The 17,213-nt window shown below is 39.3% G+C and carries 26 protein-coding genes; all 26 read right to left on the bottom strand.

What is annotated here, in order from left to right:
• Nucleotides 1-35: 35 nt before the first annotated feature.
• Nucleotides 36-173 carry a hypothetical protein gene (locus MLE14_RS14545; protein WP_243299144.1) on the bottom strand — a complete coding sequence of 46 codons (138 nt, stop codon included), beginning with the start codon at nucleotides 171-173 and terminating at the stop codon, nucleotides 36-38.
• A complete protein-coding gene (locus MLE14_RS14540) occupies nucleotides 173-496 on the bottom strand; it encodes a hypothetical protein (protein ID WP_243299143.1) in 324 nt (107 codons plus the stop codon). The genes MLE14_RS14545 and MLE14_RS14540 overlap by 1 nt, the downstream gene beginning before the upstream one ends.
• Before the next feature lie 24 nt (nucleotides 497-520).
• A complete protein-coding gene (locus MLE14_RS14535) occupies nucleotides 521-1,729 on the bottom strand; it encodes a hypothetical protein (RefSeq protein ID WP_243299142.1) in 1,209 nt (402 codons plus the stop codon).
• A gap of 10 nt (nucleotides 1,730-1,739) precedes the next feature.
• Nucleotides 1,740-3,518, bottom strand: coding sequence for a DUF2460 domain-containing protein (locus MLE14_RS14530; protein ID WP_243299141.1), 1,779 nt, complete (start codon nucleotides 3,516-3,518; stop codon nucleotides 1,740-1,742).
• Nucleotides 3,518-3,895 (bottom strand): hypothetical protein, encoded by a 378-nt coding sequence (locus tag MLE14_RS14525; protein ID WP_243299140.1) that lies wholly within the window; start codon nucleotides 3,893-3,895, stop codon nucleotides 3,518-3,520. The genes MLE14_RS14530 and MLE14_RS14525 overlap by 1 nt, the downstream gene beginning before the upstream one ends.
• Before the next feature lie 42 nt (nucleotides 3,896-3,937).
• The gene (locus MLE14_RS14520) at nucleotides 3,938-4,300 is read right to left on the bottom strand and encodes an HNH endonuclease signature motif containing protein (RefSeq protein ID WP_243299139.1); all 363 of its coding nucleotides are present in this window, start codon (nucleotides 4,298-4,300) and stop codon (nucleotides 3,938-3,940) included.
• A 51-nt stretch (nucleotides 4,301-4,351) separates the two neighbouring features.
• The gene (locus tag MLE14_RS14515; RefSeq protein WP_243299138.1) at nucleotides 4,352-4,522 is read right to left on the bottom strand and encodes a hypothetical protein; all 171 of its coding nucleotides are present in this window, start codon (nucleotides 4,520-4,522) and stop codon (nucleotides 4,352-4,354) included.
• Nucleotides 4,523-4,545: 23 nt separating this feature from the next.
• Nucleotides 4,546-5,379, bottom strand: a complete 834-nt coding sequence (locus MLE14_RS14510; RefSeq protein WP_243299137.1) for a N4-gp56 family major capsid protein — start codon at nucleotides 5,377-5,379, stop codon at nucleotides 4,546-4,548.
• 14 nt (nucleotides 5,380-5,393) lie between these two features.
• On the bottom strand, nucleotides 5,394-6,206 hold the full coding sequence (locus MLE14_RS14505) for a hypothetical protein (protein WP_243299136.1): 813 nt from the start codon (nucleotides 6,204-6,206) through the stop codon (nucleotides 5,394-5,396).
• Nucleotides 6,207-6,268: 62 nt separating this feature from the next.
• A complete protein-coding gene (locus tag MLE14_RS14500) occupies nucleotides 6,269-6,610 on the bottom strand; it encodes a DUF3307 domain-containing protein (RefSeq protein ID WP_243299135.1) in 342 nt (113 codons plus the stop codon).
• An 11-nt stretch (nucleotides 6,611-6,621) separates the two neighbouring features.
• Entirely contained in the window at nucleotides 6,622-8,376 is a 1,755-nt protein-coding gene (locus MLE14_RS14495; RefSeq protein WP_243299134.1) for a portal protein, read from the bottom strand.
• Between the two features lie 219 nt (nucleotides 8,377-8,595).
• Nucleotides 8,596-10,098 carry a phage terminase large subunit gene (gene terL / locus MLE14_RS14490; RefSeq protein WP_243299133.1) on the bottom strand — a complete coding sequence of 501 codons (1,503 nt, stop codon included), beginning with the start codon at nucleotides 10,096-10,098 and terminating at the stop codon, nucleotides 8,596-8,598.
• On the bottom strand, nucleotides 10,061-10,528 hold the full coding sequence (locus MLE14_RS14485) for a DNA-packaging protein (RefSeq protein WP_243299132.1): 468 nt from the start codon (nucleotides 10,526-10,528) through the stop codon (nucleotides 10,061-10,063). Before MLE14_RS14485 ends, terL begins: the two co-directional genes overlap by 38 nt.
• A 219-nt stretch (nucleotides 10,529-10,747) precedes the next feature.
• Nucleotides 10,748-11,788 carry a metallophosphoesterase gene (locus MLE14_RS14480; protein WP_243299131.1) on the bottom strand — a complete coding sequence of 347 codons (1,041 nt, stop codon included), beginning with the start codon at nucleotides 11,786-11,788 and terminating at the stop codon, nucleotides 10,748-10,750.
• A 404-nt stretch (nucleotides 11,789-12,192) separates the two neighbouring features.
• On the bottom strand, nucleotides 12,193-12,636 hold the full coding sequence (locus MLE14_RS14475) for a hypothetical protein (protein ID WP_243299130.1): 444 nt from the start codon (nucleotides 12,634-12,636) through the stop codon (nucleotides 12,193-12,195).
• A 10-nt stretch (nucleotides 12,637-12,646) separates the two neighbouring features.
• On the bottom strand, nucleotides 12,647-13,135 hold the full coding sequence (locus MLE14_RS14470) for a hypothetical protein (RefSeq protein ID WP_243299129.1): 489 nt from the start codon (nucleotides 13,133-13,135) through the stop codon (nucleotides 12,647-12,649).
• Nucleotides 13,136-13,265: 130 nt separating this feature from the next.
• Complete coding sequence (locus tag MLE14_RS14465) at nucleotides 13,266-13,547, bottom strand: hypothetical protein (RefSeq protein WP_243299128.1); 282 nt, start codon at nucleotides 13,545-13,547, stop codon at nucleotides 13,266-13,268.
• Nucleotide 13,548: 1 nt separating this feature from the next.
• Nucleotides 13,549-13,683 carry a hypothetical protein gene (locus MLE14_RS22490; protein WP_279326848.1) on the bottom strand — a complete coding sequence of 45 codons (135 nt, stop codon included), beginning with the start codon at nucleotides 13,681-13,683 and terminating at the stop codon, nucleotides 13,549-13,551.
• Nucleotides 13,673-14,233 (bottom strand): dUTP diphosphatase, encoded by a 561-nt coding sequence (locus MLE14_RS14460; RefSeq protein ID WP_243299127.1) that lies wholly within the window; start codon nucleotides 14,231-14,233, stop codon nucleotides 13,673-13,675. The genes MLE14_RS22490 and MLE14_RS14460 overlap by 11 nt, the downstream gene beginning before the upstream one ends.
• 35 nt (nucleotides 14,234-14,268) lie before the next feature.
• Entirely contained in the window at nucleotides 14,269-14,727 is a 459-nt protein-coding gene (locus MLE14_RS14455) for a hypothetical protein (RefSeq protein ID WP_243299126.1), read from the bottom strand.
• A 62-nt stretch (nucleotides 14,728-14,789) separates the two neighbouring features.
• Nucleotides 14,790-15,020, bottom strand: coding sequence for a hypothetical protein (locus tag MLE14_RS14450; RefSeq protein WP_243299125.1), 231 nt, complete (start codon nucleotides 15,018-15,020; stop codon nucleotides 14,790-14,792).
• Nucleotides 15,021-15,288: 268 nt separating this feature from the next.
• Complete coding sequence (locus MLE14_RS14445; protein WP_243299124.1) at nucleotides 15,289-15,693, bottom strand: single-stranded DNA-binding protein; 405 nt, start codon at nucleotides 15,691-15,693, stop codon at nucleotides 15,289-15,291.
• Nucleotides 15,690-15,869, bottom strand: a complete 180-nt coding sequence (locus MLE14_RS14440; RefSeq protein ID WP_243299123.1) for a hypothetical protein — start codon at nucleotides 15,867-15,869, stop codon at nucleotides 15,690-15,692. The genes MLE14_RS14445 and MLE14_RS14440 overlap by 4 nt, the downstream gene beginning before the upstream one ends.
• Nucleotides 15,870-15,943: 74 nt before the next feature.
• Entirely contained in the window at nucleotides 15,944-16,288 is a 345-nt protein-coding gene (locus MLE14_RS14435) for an HNH endonuclease (RefSeq protein WP_243299122.1), read from the bottom strand.
• Between the two features lies 1 nt (nucleotide 16,289).
• Entirely contained in the window at nucleotides 16,290-16,676 is a 387-nt protein-coding gene (locus MLE14_RS14430) for a hypothetical protein (protein ID WP_243299121.1), read from the bottom strand.
• Between the two features lie 14 nt (nucleotides 16,677-16,690).
• Complete coding sequence (locus MLE14_RS14425) at nucleotides 16,691-17,212, bottom strand: zinc-finger domain-containing protein (RefSeq protein ID WP_243299120.1); 522 nt, start codon at nucleotides 17,210-17,212, stop codon at nucleotides 16,691-16,693.
• Between the last annotated feature and the right edge of the window lies 1 nt (nucleotide 17,213).

Below are 17,213 nucleotides of genomic sequence, written 5' to 3'. Positions count from 1 at the left end.
AAATTATTTATGTCACATAAGCGTCCTGTTGGATATTAAGAAGTTATTAAATCCGCTCGACCTTTTTCGGTTAAATAGGCATCAATGCCTGTTTTTAGGTCTGGTCTTTTTGAGATTACATAATCGTAAGTGTATGCACCGTCTATGATTCTTTGACCCATGTAGTCTGCCATTACAACCCACTCCCTGATAAAATAAGATCATCAATCGCCTTTTGCATGAGGTCTTGTTGCTGTTCTAATTGTTCAAGTTTCTTTTCAGGTGTGACAATGTTTGCAAGTTCCTGTTCGATTTGAGCCTTTACGTTGTCATATGTCGCTTGGTCGATGACAGTAACCTCCGGCCCTGCTTGAACTTCTCCACTATAGAAGAAATAAGCAGTATTTTCAGTAGATGGATAAAGCTGGCTTCCTGCTTGGATTTTGGAAATGTCTAGCCCTTTATAATCAGCTTGCCCATTGGATTGTATTAGATTTGATACTTTTAATATTTCCATATTAAACCCTCCTAAAAGTAGGTATTAAATCATATTTCTTACGCCAAATAACGCTGATTGAAGAGTAGTTATTAAATGAGTAAAACTACTTCCGCCTTGCCATTTGATAAGACCTTGTAACCCTCCATTATCGTGTAAGAAAATACATGTCACATCATCAATCCAAACGGCACGAATAGTACCATTGGAAGTGGCATTTGACGTAAGAATCACGGTCCCCCTATAAACCAAGGAAACAGTACTGGCATCACCTTGTTGTCTAAAATATGCACTAGATTCAAAGTGAGCGGACTTAAAATAAGTATATGGATAACTATCAGAAATATTTTCCAATAAAGTACCATCCCAATTAATTTTAGAAGTAGGAGATGATACAGAATTAGTATTCTTGTAGATAATTCCATTTGGAGATGCATAAGCAGTACCGATATCAGACGGAAATACATTATTCAAGGTTTCAATTAAAGTGCCGTTCTTATCATATTTCTTCCGACTCGTACCAGATTGCTCGTAAAAATAACCGTCACTTCGTAGTACTCGATTAGCAGAAAAGACACTAGTTTGGTTTGCTGAATAAAGATTGGTTAATTTTTTTGTGGGTATCCCATTGATTCCCGTACTCAACTCTGAAAACGTTGGTATTCCATCCCCGTCACCGTCCGCGACTGTTCCTCCCTTGCCAGTAATAGCGTCACGGACTTGCACTTTTCCATTACTGACATCTGTAAAAAGCTCACTTAATGCACCTTCAACATTGGTTGAAGTGAATAAGGAATTAGCATCATGGATTCCTATCAAACTAGCTCCTTTATTAACTTCTTGTGACGCTAAATCCGCCTGATGTGCATTAAAACTCTGTTTAATTTGACCTTCTGCATCTGATAATTTCGCATCAGTTATTGTTCCATCAGGAATTTGACCTAGTGTCACTCCTTGAATTTGTGAAAGTAAATATTCTTTATTGCTATCATCTAGTGCTTTTAAATTTTCTAACAATGTTTGAACTGTTCCGCCTGTTAATCCTGTAATAGCAGTAGCTTTTATATTATCTGCCCCACTATCACCATCTTTAGTAGATTGCAAGGCATCAATTAATTGGTTTAAATATTGCCGCACTTCATCTGGGGCCGCGTCGAACTGTGCTTTGACTTCGGCAGCCGACATAGTTTGATTCGGTTTGTCTGCTAAGTCTGATACTTTTTTGGTAAATTGTAATAATTTTTGTAAAGGCATTTATTTCACCTCACTTGACTGCGGATTGATAACGGTATTTCATCCCTACCGATAACAAGCCTAAGCCTTCGTCTAATTTGTCATTCTTTATGACTAATTGAAAATGTGTGATTTTCTTTGCTTTGATTTTCGCCATAGACTCTTGCGGAAAGGATGAAACAATAAACGACCAGTTGTTAAAGTCGATGTTGCGGAAGTCTAATAAATCCATGCGTGATGTTTTGATTAACGCACTTTCTTTTTTATTGGAGACATAGTATAGATCCGCGCTCGTTCTCGTCATTGGCTTCATACCGAAATAGACTTTCTCCACGAGTTTCCGTAGTTCATCGGCCCCAAAAGTAAATTGCTTCGATTTCCAATAAGAAACAATCGGAGCTCCATCATCATTGTATGGATTCCCTTCTGTGTCTTTCATGAATCTATATAAAAGCCCTTCTTCTGAGCTACCAAAGTATAATTCTCTGTTTCTCTCGATAAAGCAGTTTGCCTTAATGTTGTCATAGAAGAACCATTCACCCACTACATAATCGTATAAGTAGACATTCCCATTGACCGCAAGCCAGTATTTCTTGTCATACTCCACGGAAACGGCATTTTCTAAGTTGGGTTCATTGAGTAACCGGGCATCTATGTTTTCGGATAGGTGAGATACGTTTCTTTCGTCTCGGACATTTGAAGCTGTTAGCATATACACCCCATCTTTAGAGAGCGATACAGGGTTATTCTCGATGATTTGAATAGAGTTTTGAGCAATCGTACCCACTTGGTCATTGATTGGCTTAGAAGGGAAACTAGCGACTCCATCGACTAATTGATAATTGACTACATGCTTGCCGTTATCTCGTTCGACTACCAAGTAATCATATTGTTTCGCAAATCCCATAATATTGCCGGGCATCTTATAGTTCCCGTTCTCTGGAAAGTAAGAAGGGTCTTGTAATCCACTTCTCCACATTTCATCAGGTCGTTCTGGATTTCCAGCGACAAATACCCGTGTGTCATTAGCACCGCCGAAAATCGTATGGAAACGGCATTTCTTGATTCGGTCCGGGAATCCGACTTGTGTTTTATAGGCTGTGATGATAACGTTGTTTGTGCCTTTGGCTGGGGCTGTGGTAAAGGTGACTTTTCCATTTACTCTGTCAACGGTAAAATCCGTCGTTTCCGCCTTATTAACTCCGTCTACTACTGCTGTTACCGCTATCGCATCCAGATTAGTTAAAGATAGCTGAAATACGGTTGCGGTTCCATCGGCTGAAAAGCTATCTTTAAATCCTGCGCCTAGTAAGTTGAAATCCTCATACGGTTCCCCACCGCCCGCGGGCAGTTTAGAAATGGATAGAGTCGGAATATAAGGTGTTACGGCTAACACAGCGGTTCCATCATAAACAAGATAATTAGTTCCATCTAGGATGTAACATTTGTCATTCATGGTGAAGAAATTTACTCGGTTATTCGCTAATCCGTTATATATCTCAACCGGTTGGTCTGAACCGGATTGTGTGTATAATTTTGTTCCGTGGGCTATGAGGAATTTAACGGTTCCATCTTTCTTACGGTACTCATACAGTCCATTTATTTGTCCGACTCCTAATGAAGTAGGGAATACTCGTTCATAGCCTGTGCGCTTGTTTAATGCCCCTCTCTCGTCGATGTTCATGTTTAGCATATCGGGGGATTGAGATTGATCTATTTGTGTAGGTGTTACGCTTAGGTTCATACCTTTAAATGGTTCTATGCGTAGAAGTGGTGGTTCTGGTACTGGTCGTGGGCTAAATTGAGCCATTATTGCATCCCACCTAACACATTATTTACATCGGTAATTGGTTCAATGGTCGCTGGGGATCTACGTTTTAACTCGTCATAACGCGCATTAAAGAATGAAGCGGTATTGACATCTTCTTGAATTAATAAATGTGCTGCCAAACCATAAGGCAAGACGGTCAGACATTGCTTGTCTGATAATGATAGATTTTGAGAAAGGTCGTTAATGACAACAGGTGTTTCTGAAACTCTCATTAGTTCCGCTTGTAATAAGGTCAATATCTTAATAGACCTTGCCCGGTAGTATTCAGGATTATCCGCTACAATATTCCCTGTTTCCGATACTTCATCAATCAACACCATTGCCATATCAAATACTTGTTGACCTGTTACCGCCATTTCATCACCTACTCTCAATACAAATAAAAAAGGGGCAGGAAATTAGTACTTTCCTTTTACCCTCTGATAAACTTTTTTCTGAGCTTCCTTATAAGATTTAACTCTGTGGCAATTAGCACACAATGTTTGTAAATTTGAGGAATCTCCATTTGTTCTATCTCCATCTATATGGTCAATGTCCAATTGACAAGGATATTCTGCTACAAACCCACATTTTTCACAGTATTTTTTCTTTTTGTAATTTCCGTAGTTAGCATCTTTTCTATTACTGCCATTAGGAATACCTTGGCAATATCTGCATTTTGAATGGAATCTAGGGCTACCGTCTTTTCTCCATCCCTTTCGATATCGTTTGTGTAACCCGCATTCACACCAAGGAGTCACAAAGTTTCGTTGTTTTTCCATATAAACCACCCAATGAAAAAAGGGTAGGAAAAAATCCCTACCCCTCTTTAATTATTTCTTTTCTTGTGCTTTTCGTTCCGCTTCGGCTTTCGCCTTTTTCTCAGCGGCTTCCTTGCGTTCCTTTAGCACTTTTTCAATAGCAGCTGCCTGCACATCATCCCTGGCCACTAGCTTTTCTTTTTCCTTCTTACCTTCTACTGCAATTTCAAATGTTTTACTCATGCTATTTCACCTCAACTTTATTATTAAACTACAGGAGTTTTGTGAGCGTATAATGCATCGATCTTCTCGTTAAGAACAAACGCATCATAACGCACACGACCTTCAACTAACCAACCATTGATACCAGGAGGGTTGTTGTGAGTCTTGTAGTCTTGTAATTTGTTAGCCGCAACGGTGGCCTTTGGATGAACAATGACAAACGGTGTATTTGCCGGGAAGTAAGAAGATGGAGCTTTAATTACTTTCATTCCATCCAATTCCCCTACTTGACCGTTAATCAACATCTTTTGCGCGATTTCCGTAGACTTGATGAAAGATGGATCTAGTTTAATTAGGTTGTAGAATGCTGGGGTGACATAAAGCAATCTACCTCCCACCGGTACTTTCTTTTCATCCAGCATTTCATTACCGTTTAGTACAGCTTCATAAGCAGTCGCTTTGTCAACAGCAGCAGTTGTAGTATGACCGTTAGCTACGGCAGCTGTTACGATGGTTGATAGGCGGTATGAGTCGATTTCAGGAACAATTACTTCATCAATTTGACGAGCAAGCGCCTTGCCTGACTCCAAAGTCATGTTTGTATCCTGGTAGTTACCGCGATCAATCGTGAATGTGAATGCACGGTCACGAGTGAGTGTCATTGTTTGTACTTCGTTGTTTAGTTCTGCAGCTGTACCGTAACGGTTAAGACCTGACTTCGTGTAGTCGTTCATCCCTACTGTTGGAATTGAGTAGATATTGATAGAGTTTACTCCATCCCAAGAATATTCATGGTTTACCGCTGATTCTGTAAGGGATTTGAGTTTAAATCTCTCATCAACTTTCTTTTCGTATTTAGAGGCTAAATTTACTGCCATTGTGGTTCATCTCCTTAAATTGAATTAAATCCTTTCAAGAAGTCATCTTCCGCGGCTATTTCTTGGCTGCCGTGTTGGGTCACTCCTTGAATAGGTGCTCTTTGAGCGTTTTCTTGATTCTGTTTTAATACTTTTAATTGGTTTTGTAATTGGTTCGTATGATGTTGCATGTAAGCGAATTTCAACGGCACACCCTTTTGATTAAGGTCCCATACCTCTTGGGGTACTTTATCCTTTGCGCTGTCAAAATCGCGGCCATTTAGTTCACGGAAATAAGCAAAGAAATCTTGAAACTCTGCATTTGACTTTTCTTGTTGTTCTTTTGCTTTACGATCTGCTTCGTACTGTTCACGGAACTTACGGTTTTCAATGAGCTCTTTCACTACATCTTCCGGCAAGTTCTGATTTTGGTATTTCTGCATGAGTTCTTGTTCCATTAAAGCCTGCTTATATTCGGCTTCTGTGGTTATCGGTTTCCCATTCCAGGTAAACCCTTGCTCGGCTACCCATTGATCGCGGGCTTCTTGTTTCGCCCGTTCAACCGCCTTTTCATAATTAAGACCTTTTTGAGCCAATTCACGCGCCTTTTCTTCGTCTAGCTCTAATTCTTGGCTGTTATACTTGACTTTGAGTTTAAGTGCTTGAATTTCTTCCTGTGTCGGTTGTTCCTCCGCTTGTGGTGGGGCTTCGGTTTCCTCCACTTCGACTTCTTCGGCCGATTCTTTTATTTGTGTCTCTGCGACTTCCTCTTGACCGAAATCGTCAGGTAAAATTACATCTTCTTGTTCAGTGCTATGGTTGGCATTGAACTGTTCATTTAGTTCCATTTGTAAATCCTCCTTCGCCTATGGTAGGGCGATAATTTTAAAAGGCTAGGAAACTCTCATTCCTAGCCCAGTAGCATAAATAATAATATTTGTCCTACATGAATTAATTGGTCGCATAGCAATCCGCCCTTTAGTGAATCTAATTTCTTATACCAAAGTTTGTTAGCTACTTTTAAATAATCTGCTACCGTATGAACAATAAATAGTGAAGCTATATCAATGTAACCAACGTCAAAACCTAACAGATGACCTGTTAAAGCAATACATCCAGTCCAAATACCTGCATGAGAAAATAAAGCAATTACATTTTTGCCCTTCATTGTAGCTAGGAACTCTCCTTGTAATGGATAATCCGCTAACAAGTGAGCAAATAAAAAGATTAATAACGTCATATATTCCTCCATAATAAAAACACCTACATAGGCTGCGGTGTTTGGATCTGTGCTAATATTTGTTGTTGTAATTCTGGCGGCGCGTTCATAAATGCCTGTTGTTCCTCTGGTGGTAGTTGTGAAACTAAGTTCATCGGATCATTTGCCTGCTCCATTCGTTCCTTAATTTTGGCAATTAATTGTTCTTTCTGCGGAATGTATTCAGGCGGTACGCGTTCTAAGTAGTCAATAATATCTAAATGTTGATTCATTAGTAAGCTATCTAGCGTTTGAATAGCAGCCACTTCAGACCAGTAAGAAGATTCCCCTACATCCGCCCGTACATCGAACCACAAATTCTTAAACTGGCTAAAATCAAACTCAACAACTTGCTTTTCGCCTTCAATATCGATTGTGAGTGGGCGTAATCCGTAATAGGTTCCCATCATGTCGAATAAGATTTTTCCAATATCCTCTATCCACTCGTAAAGATTAGACTTCGGATTTTCTAATGGGATAGCACTCGACTTCTGCACTGCAATAATGGCTGATGTATTCTTTGGATCTACTTGCCCGAGCGCGGCATCGGATACCCCTAATGTTTCTTTGGTATATTCCATAGCCAATTCAATTGCTTCGATAATCTGATTCGACATATTCCCAGGCTCTAAGTAACCGGCAATGTTTTTAATGTTTTCATGTGGTCCTATCCCACTTACCGCTATCGCCGCCCCTATTTCGTTATTCCACACATCGAGCATATCTGCGTTATATACAGCTTTCGGGAAGGCGGTCATCATTAAGTGATACATGACCATAGCAAACATGCGGTTTATGAATATTTGATTTGGTAAGATACCTGTGCATAATGCACGGCCGTGATATTGGTTCTTTTGCTTTTCCCAGTTCATCCATGCGACCGGGTAATGGGAAAGCCCAGTGTCTACGTCCTTGTAGATGTAGGTATTTTCTATGCTTTTAGATGCGACAATGGTTTCTACTTCTTCTTTGACTTCGTTTCCTTGTTCATCAAGCATTGGGTTGCCTAATTCATCTTTTACAGTGCGCTTTACCTTTTTCTTACGGTACACAATGATATAAAGAGCCTTCCCATAATCATCGGCATCTACTTCTATTTGTCCGGCATCCCCGGCTTGATACTCGTAGTTGTAATCCTCTGTTATTTCATCCGGGTTGGTTTTTTCTTTACTCTGCTTGGCATAACGTTTCGCTTCTTGGCGTAAATTCTCAACCATATCACGACCGCTAATAATGATATACGGCTGCCCTTCTGTTCTCGGGTTATTGGCGTTACCAAAAAATACATTCGTTCCGTCAACTAACTCCATACAGATTTCGCCTTCTGCATCAGAAAGAGATCCATACGGTTTCTTATTCACATCAAAATAAAAGTGCGCGCAGGCATCACCTGTTATGGCCGCATCGAATAGAGAATCTTTAATTTTGAAATCAAACTTAAACTTCTCTAATAAGTTCTGCACCTGGGCGTTTGCTATTTTACTAGGTGAAATCGGATTTTCTGGGTTCTCTGAATTTAACAAGGGTTCAAAGTTAATCTTGACTTTAGATGATGTAAGAGAAGCTACTTGGAAGGAGATAATTCGTTTGATGATATTAAACACTGGCTTCGGCATATCCTCTACTTCTAAGTTTCTCCATTGGTTCCCTTCAAAGAAGGCTAAGTTTGCGTCTACTGTGTCATAGTAACTTGGTTCTAATCGGTTGTTATATTGAATCCCACGTTGGTATAACCACCAATCCTTTGTATACTCACTCATTATGTCTCACCTTCTTCCGTTGGAGGGCTATGCTTTCGTTGTAGTTCATCATTTTCACAAAATCATTGTGCATTTTCTCCATGTGTTCTACTTTTCTTTGTTGGTCCTCATGTTTGGGTTTCTTTGGCTTCTGTTTATTACCTAACGAATACCCGATATATCCACATAAAAATAAGACTACTGGGGTTAGTAGTCCTAATAGGTATTCCATATTCTCACCTACCATTTTGTAAAGGCATTAACATTTGGTTTACCGCCGGTCATTTGTCTTACTGCTTTTGCGTGACGTTCAGCAGGAGTTGGATTGTCTGGATCAGATTTCATTGGTATCTCTGCATAATAGTAAATAAATCTATTTAAAGCCTGTGACATAGCGTCAACCTGGTCATCATTCTTTCCTTTAGGGAAGCTCGCGCATTCTTCAACAAAATCATGCACCCATTCTGCATGTCTTGGTAAGAACACATTTCCTGATTCGATATAAGGAGAAACAGCATTTACTCTTGCTACTTTTCCACCTTGTGGATTTACTTTAATAAATCCGCCTATCTCTCGGTTCAACATAGATATAATAGCTGGACCATTAGCTTTATCCTCTACATACTTAGCAGAAATACCTTTATGTTTAGCTAACATATTCCGTATTGCTTGCAGAGTAGCCGGAAAGTTTAAACGAGCTTTCATGTTATCAATCAGATACATATTAGCTCCTGTTTTACCCCAAACTTGAATGGCTACATAGTCGCTGTCATCTTCATCTTTGAAAGTCGCATCAACTGAAAGGATCTTCTTCTGTATGTGCGGAAGTACATCATAATACTGCCACCAATTCCGTTTAATTAAGTTCCCTTCTTGGCTTGTTGGTCTACCTTGATAAAGTGAGTTAAAGGAAGAAGGATACCGTTCCCTTTCTATGATAAACTCATATCCGTATCGTTCCGGCCATAATGGTTCGCCCACTTCTCTGCCTAGTATGTCGTTTTCCTCTGCTTTTAAAGGGAAGTTATATACTTGCCAGCTTAGCGGCTGCCCGTATTCAGGATTGAGTAACCTTCCTTGTAGATCATCTTCATGCCATCGGGTAAGAATGAGAATGACAATCGCCCCAGGGTGTAACCGCGTGGAGAATGAGTCTATCCATTCATCCCATACTTTATCACGCATGGTTTCACTTTCTGCTTCTTCTCGGTTCTTGATAGGGTCATCAATTATCATTAAGTCTGCACCTTGACCGGTAATCCCTGATAAAACCCCGCGGCTAATCATACCGCCTATGTTGTTATCCAGATTCCATTCATCGGCTGCGCTACTATCTTTTGATACTTCGATATCGAATAACTCTTTACCAAACTGTCTAACCTTCTCTTTGTTCTTTTTCCCAAATTTACGAGCGAATGTATCATTATAGGAAATCTCTATCACTCTATCTTCAGGGAAATGTCCTAAATAATAGCTTGGTAGAGTTTCCGTAATGGTCATGGATTTAGAATGTCGTGGGGGCATATTTAAAGCAATGTATTGGTTCTCGGTTCGTACCTTACCCTCACGCATTAATTTCTTTTTATCTATGGCTTTTTGGATAATGTCGCAGATAAATTCTGTGTGTCTCGCATGTTTATATCTGCCCTCATGAGAATAAGAGACATAATCCGCATAGTTTTTCTTAGCTAATGCTTTTCTAACCTCATTCAGTGTCGGAAGTCTTATTGAGGATGTTTTCAAGTTGTTTCAACTCCTCGACTGTGAGATTACTTAGATCCTTATCTGTTTTGATGTTGTGGGTGGTTTCGCCACTTTGCTGTAATTCTGATTTATCTATCCAGCCAAAGTTGTTTTTCAAGTTAAAGATAACGCCACTAGCTATCTTGGGTTTCCATAAGCTTTCTTCGACAAACATCTCGATTTTTGCCTTAGCCGCGCGTATCGTGTGAGAAAACTCGTCACCTCTAGCCTCATAATCCAGCAAAGTCCGTCTTGTCGTTCCGAGATAATAAGCTAATCCCGATATCGTATAAGGTTTCGGATTCGGCACTTCGACCAAATCGCCATCCTTTGTAATCGCTACTTCTTTATTGTTATCACAGTAATCAAAGTAGTTTTGTATTCTCTCCTGAAGTTCTTCTACACTCTCGAACTTTAATGGTCTACTCATGTCATTTCACCTTACCTCCTAGAACCATACCTGTGTTTTCGATTCGGTTGTTTTGATATATGCCGTATCATTCTTCCCGTAATTCTTCACATGTTCGGGTACTCCGTCTGCTGTATTTAGAAAAGGATTATTCCCTCTCTTTTTTAGCTTCAACGATTTCCCTGTACCGTTCTATTTCCTCAGGAGTTCCCATTACCGTAATATTTCCGATTGTTGCTATCATACTGGCACCGTCCTTGATTGTTTCTGATTCACATTCCCTTGTTCATCCATCACCACAACCATATAACCACGTTTCCAATCCCTCTTAGGCTCATTCTCCATGTTGTAGTTAGGTCGTAATGTAAGGTGACCTTGTTCTGCTATTAATACGTCATTCAGCCAAAAATGACCTAATTGGTGAGTGTGTCCCATTATGACCGCTTGAACGTCGGGATTCGGATATCTGTCTCTGTGAGAGAGTATCTTTATCATTTCATTCTCTACTGTCCGTAATATGGGTTGATTATACCCAAATGGATGCGTGAAAATGGTTTTACCTATCTGAATCTTGTTATGTTTGTGATAATGCAAGTTTTTATACTTCTCTTTTGCAGCAATTAAAGGATCTAATCTTTTTTCAAAGTATTCCAGTATCTCTGGCACTCTCTCAGCCGCTTTCTGTACCCACTTAAATAAGCGCACACAGTGATTTCCTAAGATAACCACCACATCATCGTATTTGCTGGATAGAACCTTTAATAGTTCGTCTGCTACTGTTACTTCTTTCTCCAGGTTGATGCGCTGGCTTCCTTTTTCAAATTTACTTAGTTGAGGGAAATCGTATAAATCCCCATTTATAACAGCTACAATCTTATATCCTACGTTTCTATAAAATTTATGTACTTCTTCGTTGTCCTTTAATATCTGTTCGATAGCCCTAAAATCGATTAAAGGACTATGTAAGTCACTGTATGAGTCAATGTATACTTTTTGTCCTTTGAAGTGGTCATATATCTTTTGTCGGCTCTTTAATAGTTCTGGCCAAGACACAACATCTTCATCTAGTTCGTATAAGTAATCAGGAAATAGGTTTCCTCCTGTTCGTTCATGTTCGTTTTTATCTATTCTTGCTTCACGATTTTTGACGGCATTCCGAGTGAACCTTAACCCAAATTCCTCCGTCAGTCGTTCAGCGGTACTCTCTTGAGATAGACCACATTTTCTTAATTCAATGAGCCGCCGATCTTCTGCATCCGTCCAAATATGGTGTTTTTCCACTCTCTCACCGTCCTTATATTCTCCTGCGCCCCACCCATCACTTGCGCTTGTATAGGAGAGTTCACCCACGTTTAATTTGAATATGTTCCTGATTGTGTTTATCTCAATTTTGGCGAATTAACAATGTAAAAAGACGACACCATGTAATCATAGTGCCGCCTTCCTTCCCTAATCCGCTTTCCTTGACACTTACCCCTACAAGGACAGTAGTGGCACATAGGCCTATAAGTAAGTGAGCGTTTCGGAAATAACACGGGCGATAGGAATCGAACCTATCACAATCGGTTTTGGAGACCGTTTCGCCACCTTGGAACATGCGCCCATTCGATACAATAAGGCGATACCCGATTGGATACCGCCTTCTCAAAAAGGGGGGAATGAAAGTTTTGCCTAATACCATAGTATTATGAAATTGCAATACTGTCTGTGGGTTCGTTGTGGGTTTTCATCCTGCTGTGAACCTCTCTTATATAGTCGTAGCTGTAACATAATTCCTCTGCGATTTCTCTTAGCGTTTTTCTCTCCACATATTTCATGTATGCTATTTTGTATTCAAGTCCTTTAAAACGACTCAATAACTCTCTTATCTTGCCTTCTTCAGTTTCCAGTTTCTCTAGTCGGTCTCTAAGTTTGTTAATCGCATTTATTTTCTTTTCCGCTTGTTCTAAGGCTGCCGGCACTCCAAACTTGTGAACGCCTATAGCTCCTAATGGAATGCCTTCTAATTCTTTATCGTGCATTCTAATCCCGAACCAATATTCAAGTTCTTTCTCGGTGAAATAGATTTGTTCTTTGACTACTTCCATTTCTAAACGCAAATCATTGTAATGAATGAACGTATCTAACATCTTTTCACCCCTACTCGTCCTCTTTTTTAATGGCCTTAATCATATCTTTGTAGGTTAGCTGCATCCCATTGTAGCTGTGTGCTATCCCTTTCCACGTGACGTAGTAGCCTTCATATATGCCCGATATTTCTTGGTTGATTCCCTCTTGTATTTTGCTTCTGTAATTAGAGTCATTGACTGTGCATTTGTTGGTTTCCCGTTCATGGATATAGAATTTTCCGCGCTCTGTACTCGCTTTCCCGAAGTAATATTGATACTGGCTTTTATAGTATCCAGCTATCTTCCATGCTTCACGTTCTGCCTTGTTGTAATAGTGTTCGAGTTTTGCTATTTGAAAAGGAGTAAGAGCGTCAAGGTTTTCTTCAAATGCGTTTATGGAGTTGATTATGTCATTATGCTTATTGATTGCTTTGATAACGGCTGATGGAAGTTCGTCTTTTAATTCCTTTTTCAGTTCTTCAATTGATACTGGTTCCTCAAGGAAAACTTTATCTTCCATCACTTCACCTTCTTCTTACTCGACTCTTTCACCCAATAATAATTACATAGCGAATATCCTACTGAAAAAGCTGATAGTCCAATGGATAACGTCATTATAATTAAGGAACTAAGTTCAATGTTTACTGTTGTCATTTCTCCTTCATCTCCTTAAATGTACTAATCGGCAATACAACTAAAGGCTCTTTCCTGTCTGCTTTAATAACTAGAGCATCTACATCGTCCTTCTCTAGCCAGCCGTATATTTGTTTGAATCCATCTTTCCGCGCCTTCACTTCAAACTTCATACCGAGTGCTTCTACATCACCTTTAGCGAATGAGGTTGCCCCACTAAGAGGGACACGTTTGCCATTTAACATGGCAGCTATTTCCCTCTCAACGCGAGCTCCTTTATTTCTTTGACTTTTCCCCACGTTATCCCCTCTCTTTTTGCAGTTTTAGTAACTGTTCATCTGTTAAACTACGAAGATATTCAAAGGCATAGCCTATTTTAATTTCTAATTCGGATATGATTTCTAATCGGTGTACTGGATCTAGTTTAGTAGCCATTTTCTTGTCTCCTATGGTTCGTTTGGTTTTTGTCGAAGTAGGCTTGTTCGATTTGCTCCCAAGTGAAGCCGAGCAATTTTCCTAGATTCATAAAGTTGCCTAACAAGTCATCGTAAAAATCATGCACTCCACATCCATATCCCATGTCTTTGTAAAGATTGTCCATGAATGAAACGATCTTAAATAAGTCGTTTAACTGGTCGAGTACGTTATCTGGTACTATTGCTAAAGTGGGTTCGCTTTTATATCCATACTCATTGCCGATACTCAAAATGAAGTGTAAGCAGTCTACATATTCTTCTAGGAGTGGGTAAGTAACGTATTCAAATGGGCCAGACGGATTTGCAAATGCAATGGATTTTTTTATTCGTCTCGGCTCCTGATCATTACTCCAAAATTTAAACCCTCTGTGTTCATTTGCCAGCTCCCCCAGCTCCACTTGCAAAGCTAAAATTTTCTTAGGGAGAAGGTCTTGTCCTTCAAGACCTTTCTCCTTTACTATGCGATTATCTAATTGACGTTGTGCTTCAAATAGTTTAGATAGATTCATTGTTTCACTCCTTCACTTTTTCTACGTAGTGCGAACTAAATTTCTTGCATCATATCATCAGTTTTGGCAAAAACTTCATCGACAAATGCGTTAAATTGACGACATAACTGTGATAATCTGTACAATCTGCGTTCATCTCCACCTGTTGGGAAATCTAATATACAAAGGACATCTGGATAAACAAATGTTTCTTTATTTACTTCCCAATAATTTTTCAAGTTGGTGAACCAATATTCATAAATTTCTACAAAACGGTCTAAATCACTTTCGTTTTTAATTAAAAACAACTTATACTCGTGATTACTTCTATTAGTGTTTAACATGCTCGGAAAGTTAGCGTTTGTTTCAAAACCTAAATCCTTTTCAATATTCCTTTCTCGCTCTTCTTGAGCCAATTCTTGTTCGTGACAAAGACAGTTATCTTCATCATCAAACTCTTTACCATCATTGGCTACATAAACTGTTTTAGTAATTGTCTTTATTTTTGTTTCCATTTTTATCTCTCCTTATTTCGCAATTTGATTCTGCAACGTCATGAATTCTACGAACTGCGACATTATTTAACTAATGCTTTTTGAGCAGTGTTCACCATTACTTCCCTTAATCCATATGGGGAATTTGCTATCTCCAATAAAGCTTTTTCATAGCGTTCAACCTTTTCTGCTTGTTCAATTAACCAACCTAAATCATCTAAGTTGAAAACGATGTTTTTTCTATCTGAGAAAGTTTGCATTTGTTGAATGCCAAATATTTCTTTTATCACTTCTAGTCGCTCGTTATCAGACATTTTAATCCTCCTTCTCTATTGCACAATTTGGTTCAACAATTCTACGAACTGCGTGTTAATAAATTCCTGTTGAAGTGCAATCATGATACTCGCTTCTCTTAATTCGTTTAAATCCATATTCATCAAAGTAACCTACTCTAAAAGGTTTTAATGTATATCCATAGCTCCAAGTGATATGGTGTATTCTGTGTATGTTAGTAAGGTACTGTAACCAACGTTTTTTCTTCATAACCTATCTCCTTATTTCGCAGTTTGTTTCTACTGTTCATTAAAACGGTAGGTCATCATCATTGATATCAATAGGTTCTCCGTTATCGGCGAATGGATCTTCGTTTGTATTCTGTTTTGGCGGTGGTGTGTTCTCACTCTTTCCTTTTGGTGTGAGAAACTCAATTTGATTTGCTACTACCTTTGTTTTGTAATGCTTCTTACCGTCCTTTTCCCATTCGTCTACTTCCAGGTATCCGGTTATTCCAACCTTGCTGCCCTTACCACAAAAATTGCTGGTGTGTTCGGCCGGCTTCCCCCATATTTCGATAGGGAGAAAGGAAGTCTTTTCTCGGTTGTATGGGTTATTGACCGCTAAGTTAAATTTCGCTACAAATTTCCCGTTAGGGGTTGCGCGTAAATCTATGTCTGTACTGATATTTCCAATAAGTGTTACATTGTTCATTTTGCATTACCTCTCTTTTCTTTTTGGATTTCCATTAAAGCAAAGAATGTTTGGTTTTTAATATCTTCAACAATTTCTAGTGCTTCTCGCGGTGTGAATCCTTCATCCTCTACCATGTGTAATAAGCCTGTTACAACAAAAGGTGTACCTAATTTTGAATCGTCCATCTTTGGCATACGAACATCCTTTCTCTTGTTAAATAAGTGATTTGACTGTACTGTTATTTTGGGTTTTTATGCTCTTTTTCAGTTCAAAATGAAAAATAATACTTGTACAATTCTTCTCTCTTCTCCATCCTCCACTTGCGCCCTTCTGCCGTGTAGTCGGCAAAGTTATGACAGGTTCCTGTGTTTACACTCGGCCCACAAAGTAAGGCAATATTCCAAGGTTCATCCCCGCGACCACCTTGACTCGCTTGTTTCAGATGAGCCATTTCAAACGAGTATGCTTGACTCTTTCCGCACCTTTCACACTTTCCCTCGGATCTCCGCATTACTTCTTTTCTGACCTTTTGAGTTATCTTGGTGACGTTTCCTCGTTTGGGTACTCGTCTCCGATGACGGGGCTTTGGCACGGCTCGTAGACCTGTGTCCATGTTAGTCCTCCTTGATAGTCCATTTGCCCTCAACTAAATCATCAAATGTCTTTGAAGCAAACCAACTATCTTTCAATTTCATTTTTGAACCTTTGCCGATATAAATCGTTCCATTTTCATAGTGGAATTTCACTCCCTTGCCCTCTCTCCTAGCCTTCATAGCTTCTTCAAAGGTTACGTATTTAGGGAGGATTCTCCACCTTTCATTTACAGAATCCATTGAAATATCAAATGGCAAACACTTTTTGCTCAAATTACCTTCAATATCATAGACTAATGTTCTTGTTGGAAAATCATAAAATACTTTTGTCATCCCACTTTGATTTTCAGCCACTTCTCCAACCTTTAACCTATCTATCATTTGTCCAGTAGTTAGCCATTCACTCATTCTCTTTTCCTCCCTCATACCCATAGATTTACACTTAGTTTTACGATTTCTCTTAATGCCCTGTTTTCTTCCTCATAGCGTTCTAAAGCTATACGTGCGGTTTCTAGCGCCTTTTTCTTGTTCTCGACTTCTGCATCTAGCTGAATGATTCTGTTAAAATGTCGGGCGTTCTCGTTGCTTAAAGTCATATTTTCATCCGTTCTCCTCTCAAGCTCTGATTCTAGGAATTTAATGCGCTGCTGAATTTGGTTATCCAGTTTATTTTCTTGTTCAGGTTCCTCCCCCTTTTTCTTTTTGTTCCGTTCTTTCTTGACTGGTATCTTCACCGGTTCCTTTTCGACTACGTTTTTAATAATTGGCACTTTCTTTTCCTCCTCTAATTGTTTTCCGAGAGCTAAGAGTTCTTTTCCTACGTCACATTGGGTATTGCAATACTTCTGCATATCACTTTTTCCGCCGATTTCACATGTTTTGCAGTTATGGTCGATTAGATCGCCTATTCGGATTCGGATTTTCTTTTTCTGTTTCTTATCCATC

The sequence above is a fragment of the Bacillus litorisediminis genome, assembly GCF_022808645.1.
GTDB lineage: Bacteria > Bacillota > Bacilli > Bacillales > JC228 > Bacillus_BF > Bacillus_BF litorisediminis.
This window is presented reverse-complemented; position numbering and strand designations above follow the sequence as displayed.

What these genes read in the sequence shown, in the direction of transcription:
- MLE14_RS14425 (WP_243299120.1), bottom strand. Translation starts at nt 17,212, where the DNA reads ATGGATAAGAAACAGAAAAAGAAAATCCGAATCCGAATAGGCGATCTA.
- MLE14_RS14545 (WP_243299144.1), bottom strand. Translation starts at nt 173, where the DNA reads ATGGCAGACTACATGGGTCAAAGAATCATAGACGGTGCATACACTTAC.
- MLE14_RS14515 (WP_243299138.1), bottom strand. Translation starts at nt 4,522, where the DNA reads ATGAGTAAAACATTTGAAATTGCAGTAGAAGGTAAGAAGGAAAAAGAA.
- MLE14_RS14430 (WP_243299121.1), bottom strand. Translation starts at nt 16,676, where the DNA reads ATGAGTGAATGGCTAACTACTGGACAAATGATAGATAGGTTAAAGGTT.
- MLE14_RS14500 (WP_243299135.1), bottom strand. Translation starts at nt 6,610, where the DNA reads ATGGAGGAATATATGACGTTATTAATCTTTTTATTTGCTCACTTGTTA.
- MLE14_RS14505 (WP_243299136.1), bottom strand. Translation starts at nt 6,206, where the DNA reads ATGGAACTAAATGAACAGTTCAATGCCAACCATAGCACTGAACAAGAA.
- MLE14_RS14540 (WP_243299143.1), bottom strand. Translation starts at nt 496, where the DNA reads ATGGAAATATTAAAAGTATCAAATCTAATACAATCCAATGGGCAAGCT.
- MLE14_RS14460 (WP_243299127.1), bottom strand. Translation starts at nt 14,233, where the DNA reads ATGAATCTATCTAAACTATTTGAAGCACAACGTCAATTAGATAATCGC.
- MLE14_RS14525 (WP_243299140.1), bottom strand. Translation starts at nt 3,895, where the DNA reads ATGGCGGTAACAGGTCAACAAGTATTTGATATGGCAATGGTGTTGATT.
- MLE14_RS14450 (WP_243299125.1), bottom strand. Translation starts at nt 15,020, where the DNA reads ATGTCTGATAACGAGCGACTAGAAGTGATAAAAGAAATATTTGGCATT.
- MLE14_RS14520 (WP_243299139.1), bottom strand. Translation starts at nt 4,300, where the DNA reads ATGGAAAAACAACGAAACTTTGTGACTCCTTGGTGTGAATGCGGGTTA.
- MLE14_RS14495 (WP_243299134.1), bottom strand. Translation starts at nt 8,376, where the DNA reads ATGAGTGAGTATACAAAGGATTGGTGGTTATACCAACGTGGGATTCAA.
- MLE14_RS14435 (WP_243299122.1), bottom strand. Translation starts at nt 16,288, where the DNA reads ATGGACACAGGTCTACGAGCCGTGCCAAAGCCCCGTCATCGGAGACGA.
- MLE14_RS14475 (WP_243299130.1), bottom strand. Translation starts at nt 12,636, where the DNA reads ATGTTAGATACGTTCATTCATTACAATGATTTGCGTTTAGAAATGGAA.
- MLE14_RS14535 (WP_243299142.1), bottom strand. Translation starts at nt 1,729, where the DNA reads ATGCCTTTACAAAAATTATTACAATTTACCAAAAAAGTATCAGACTTA.
- MLE14_RS14485 (WP_243299132.1), bottom strand. Translation starts at nt 10,528, where the DNA reads ATGAGTAGACCATTAAAGTTCGAGAGTGTAGAAGAACTTCAGGAGAGA.
- MLE14_RS14445 (WP_243299124.1), bottom strand. Translation starts at nt 15,693, where the DNA reads ATGAACAATGTAACACTTATTGGAAATATCAGTACAGACATAGATTTA.
- MLE14_RS14470 (WP_243299129.1), bottom strand. Translation starts at nt 13,135, where the DNA reads ATGGAAGATAAAGTTTTCCTTGAGGAACCAGTATCAATTGAAGAACTG.
- MLE14_RS14455 (WP_243299126.1), bottom strand. Translation starts at nt 14,727, where the DNA reads ATGGAAACAAAAATAAAGACAATTACTAAAACAGTTTATGTAGCCAAT.
- MLE14_RS22490 (WP_279326848.1), bottom strand. Translation starts at nt 13,683, where the DNA reads ATGGCTACTAAACTAGATCCAGTACACCGATTAGAAATCATATCCGAA.
- MLE14_RS14510 (WP_243299137.1), bottom strand. Translation starts at nt 5,379, where the DNA reads ATGGCAGTAAATTTAGCCTCTAAATACGAAAAGAAAGTTGATGAGAGA.
- MLE14_RS14530 (WP_243299141.1), bottom strand. Translation starts at nt 3,518, where the DNA reads ATGGCTCAATTTAGCCCACGACCAGTACCAGAACCACCACTTCTACGC.
- MLE14_RS14440 (WP_243299123.1), bottom strand. Translation starts at nt 15,869, where the DNA reads ATGCCAAAGATGGACGATTCAAAATTAGGTACACCTTTTGTTGTAACA.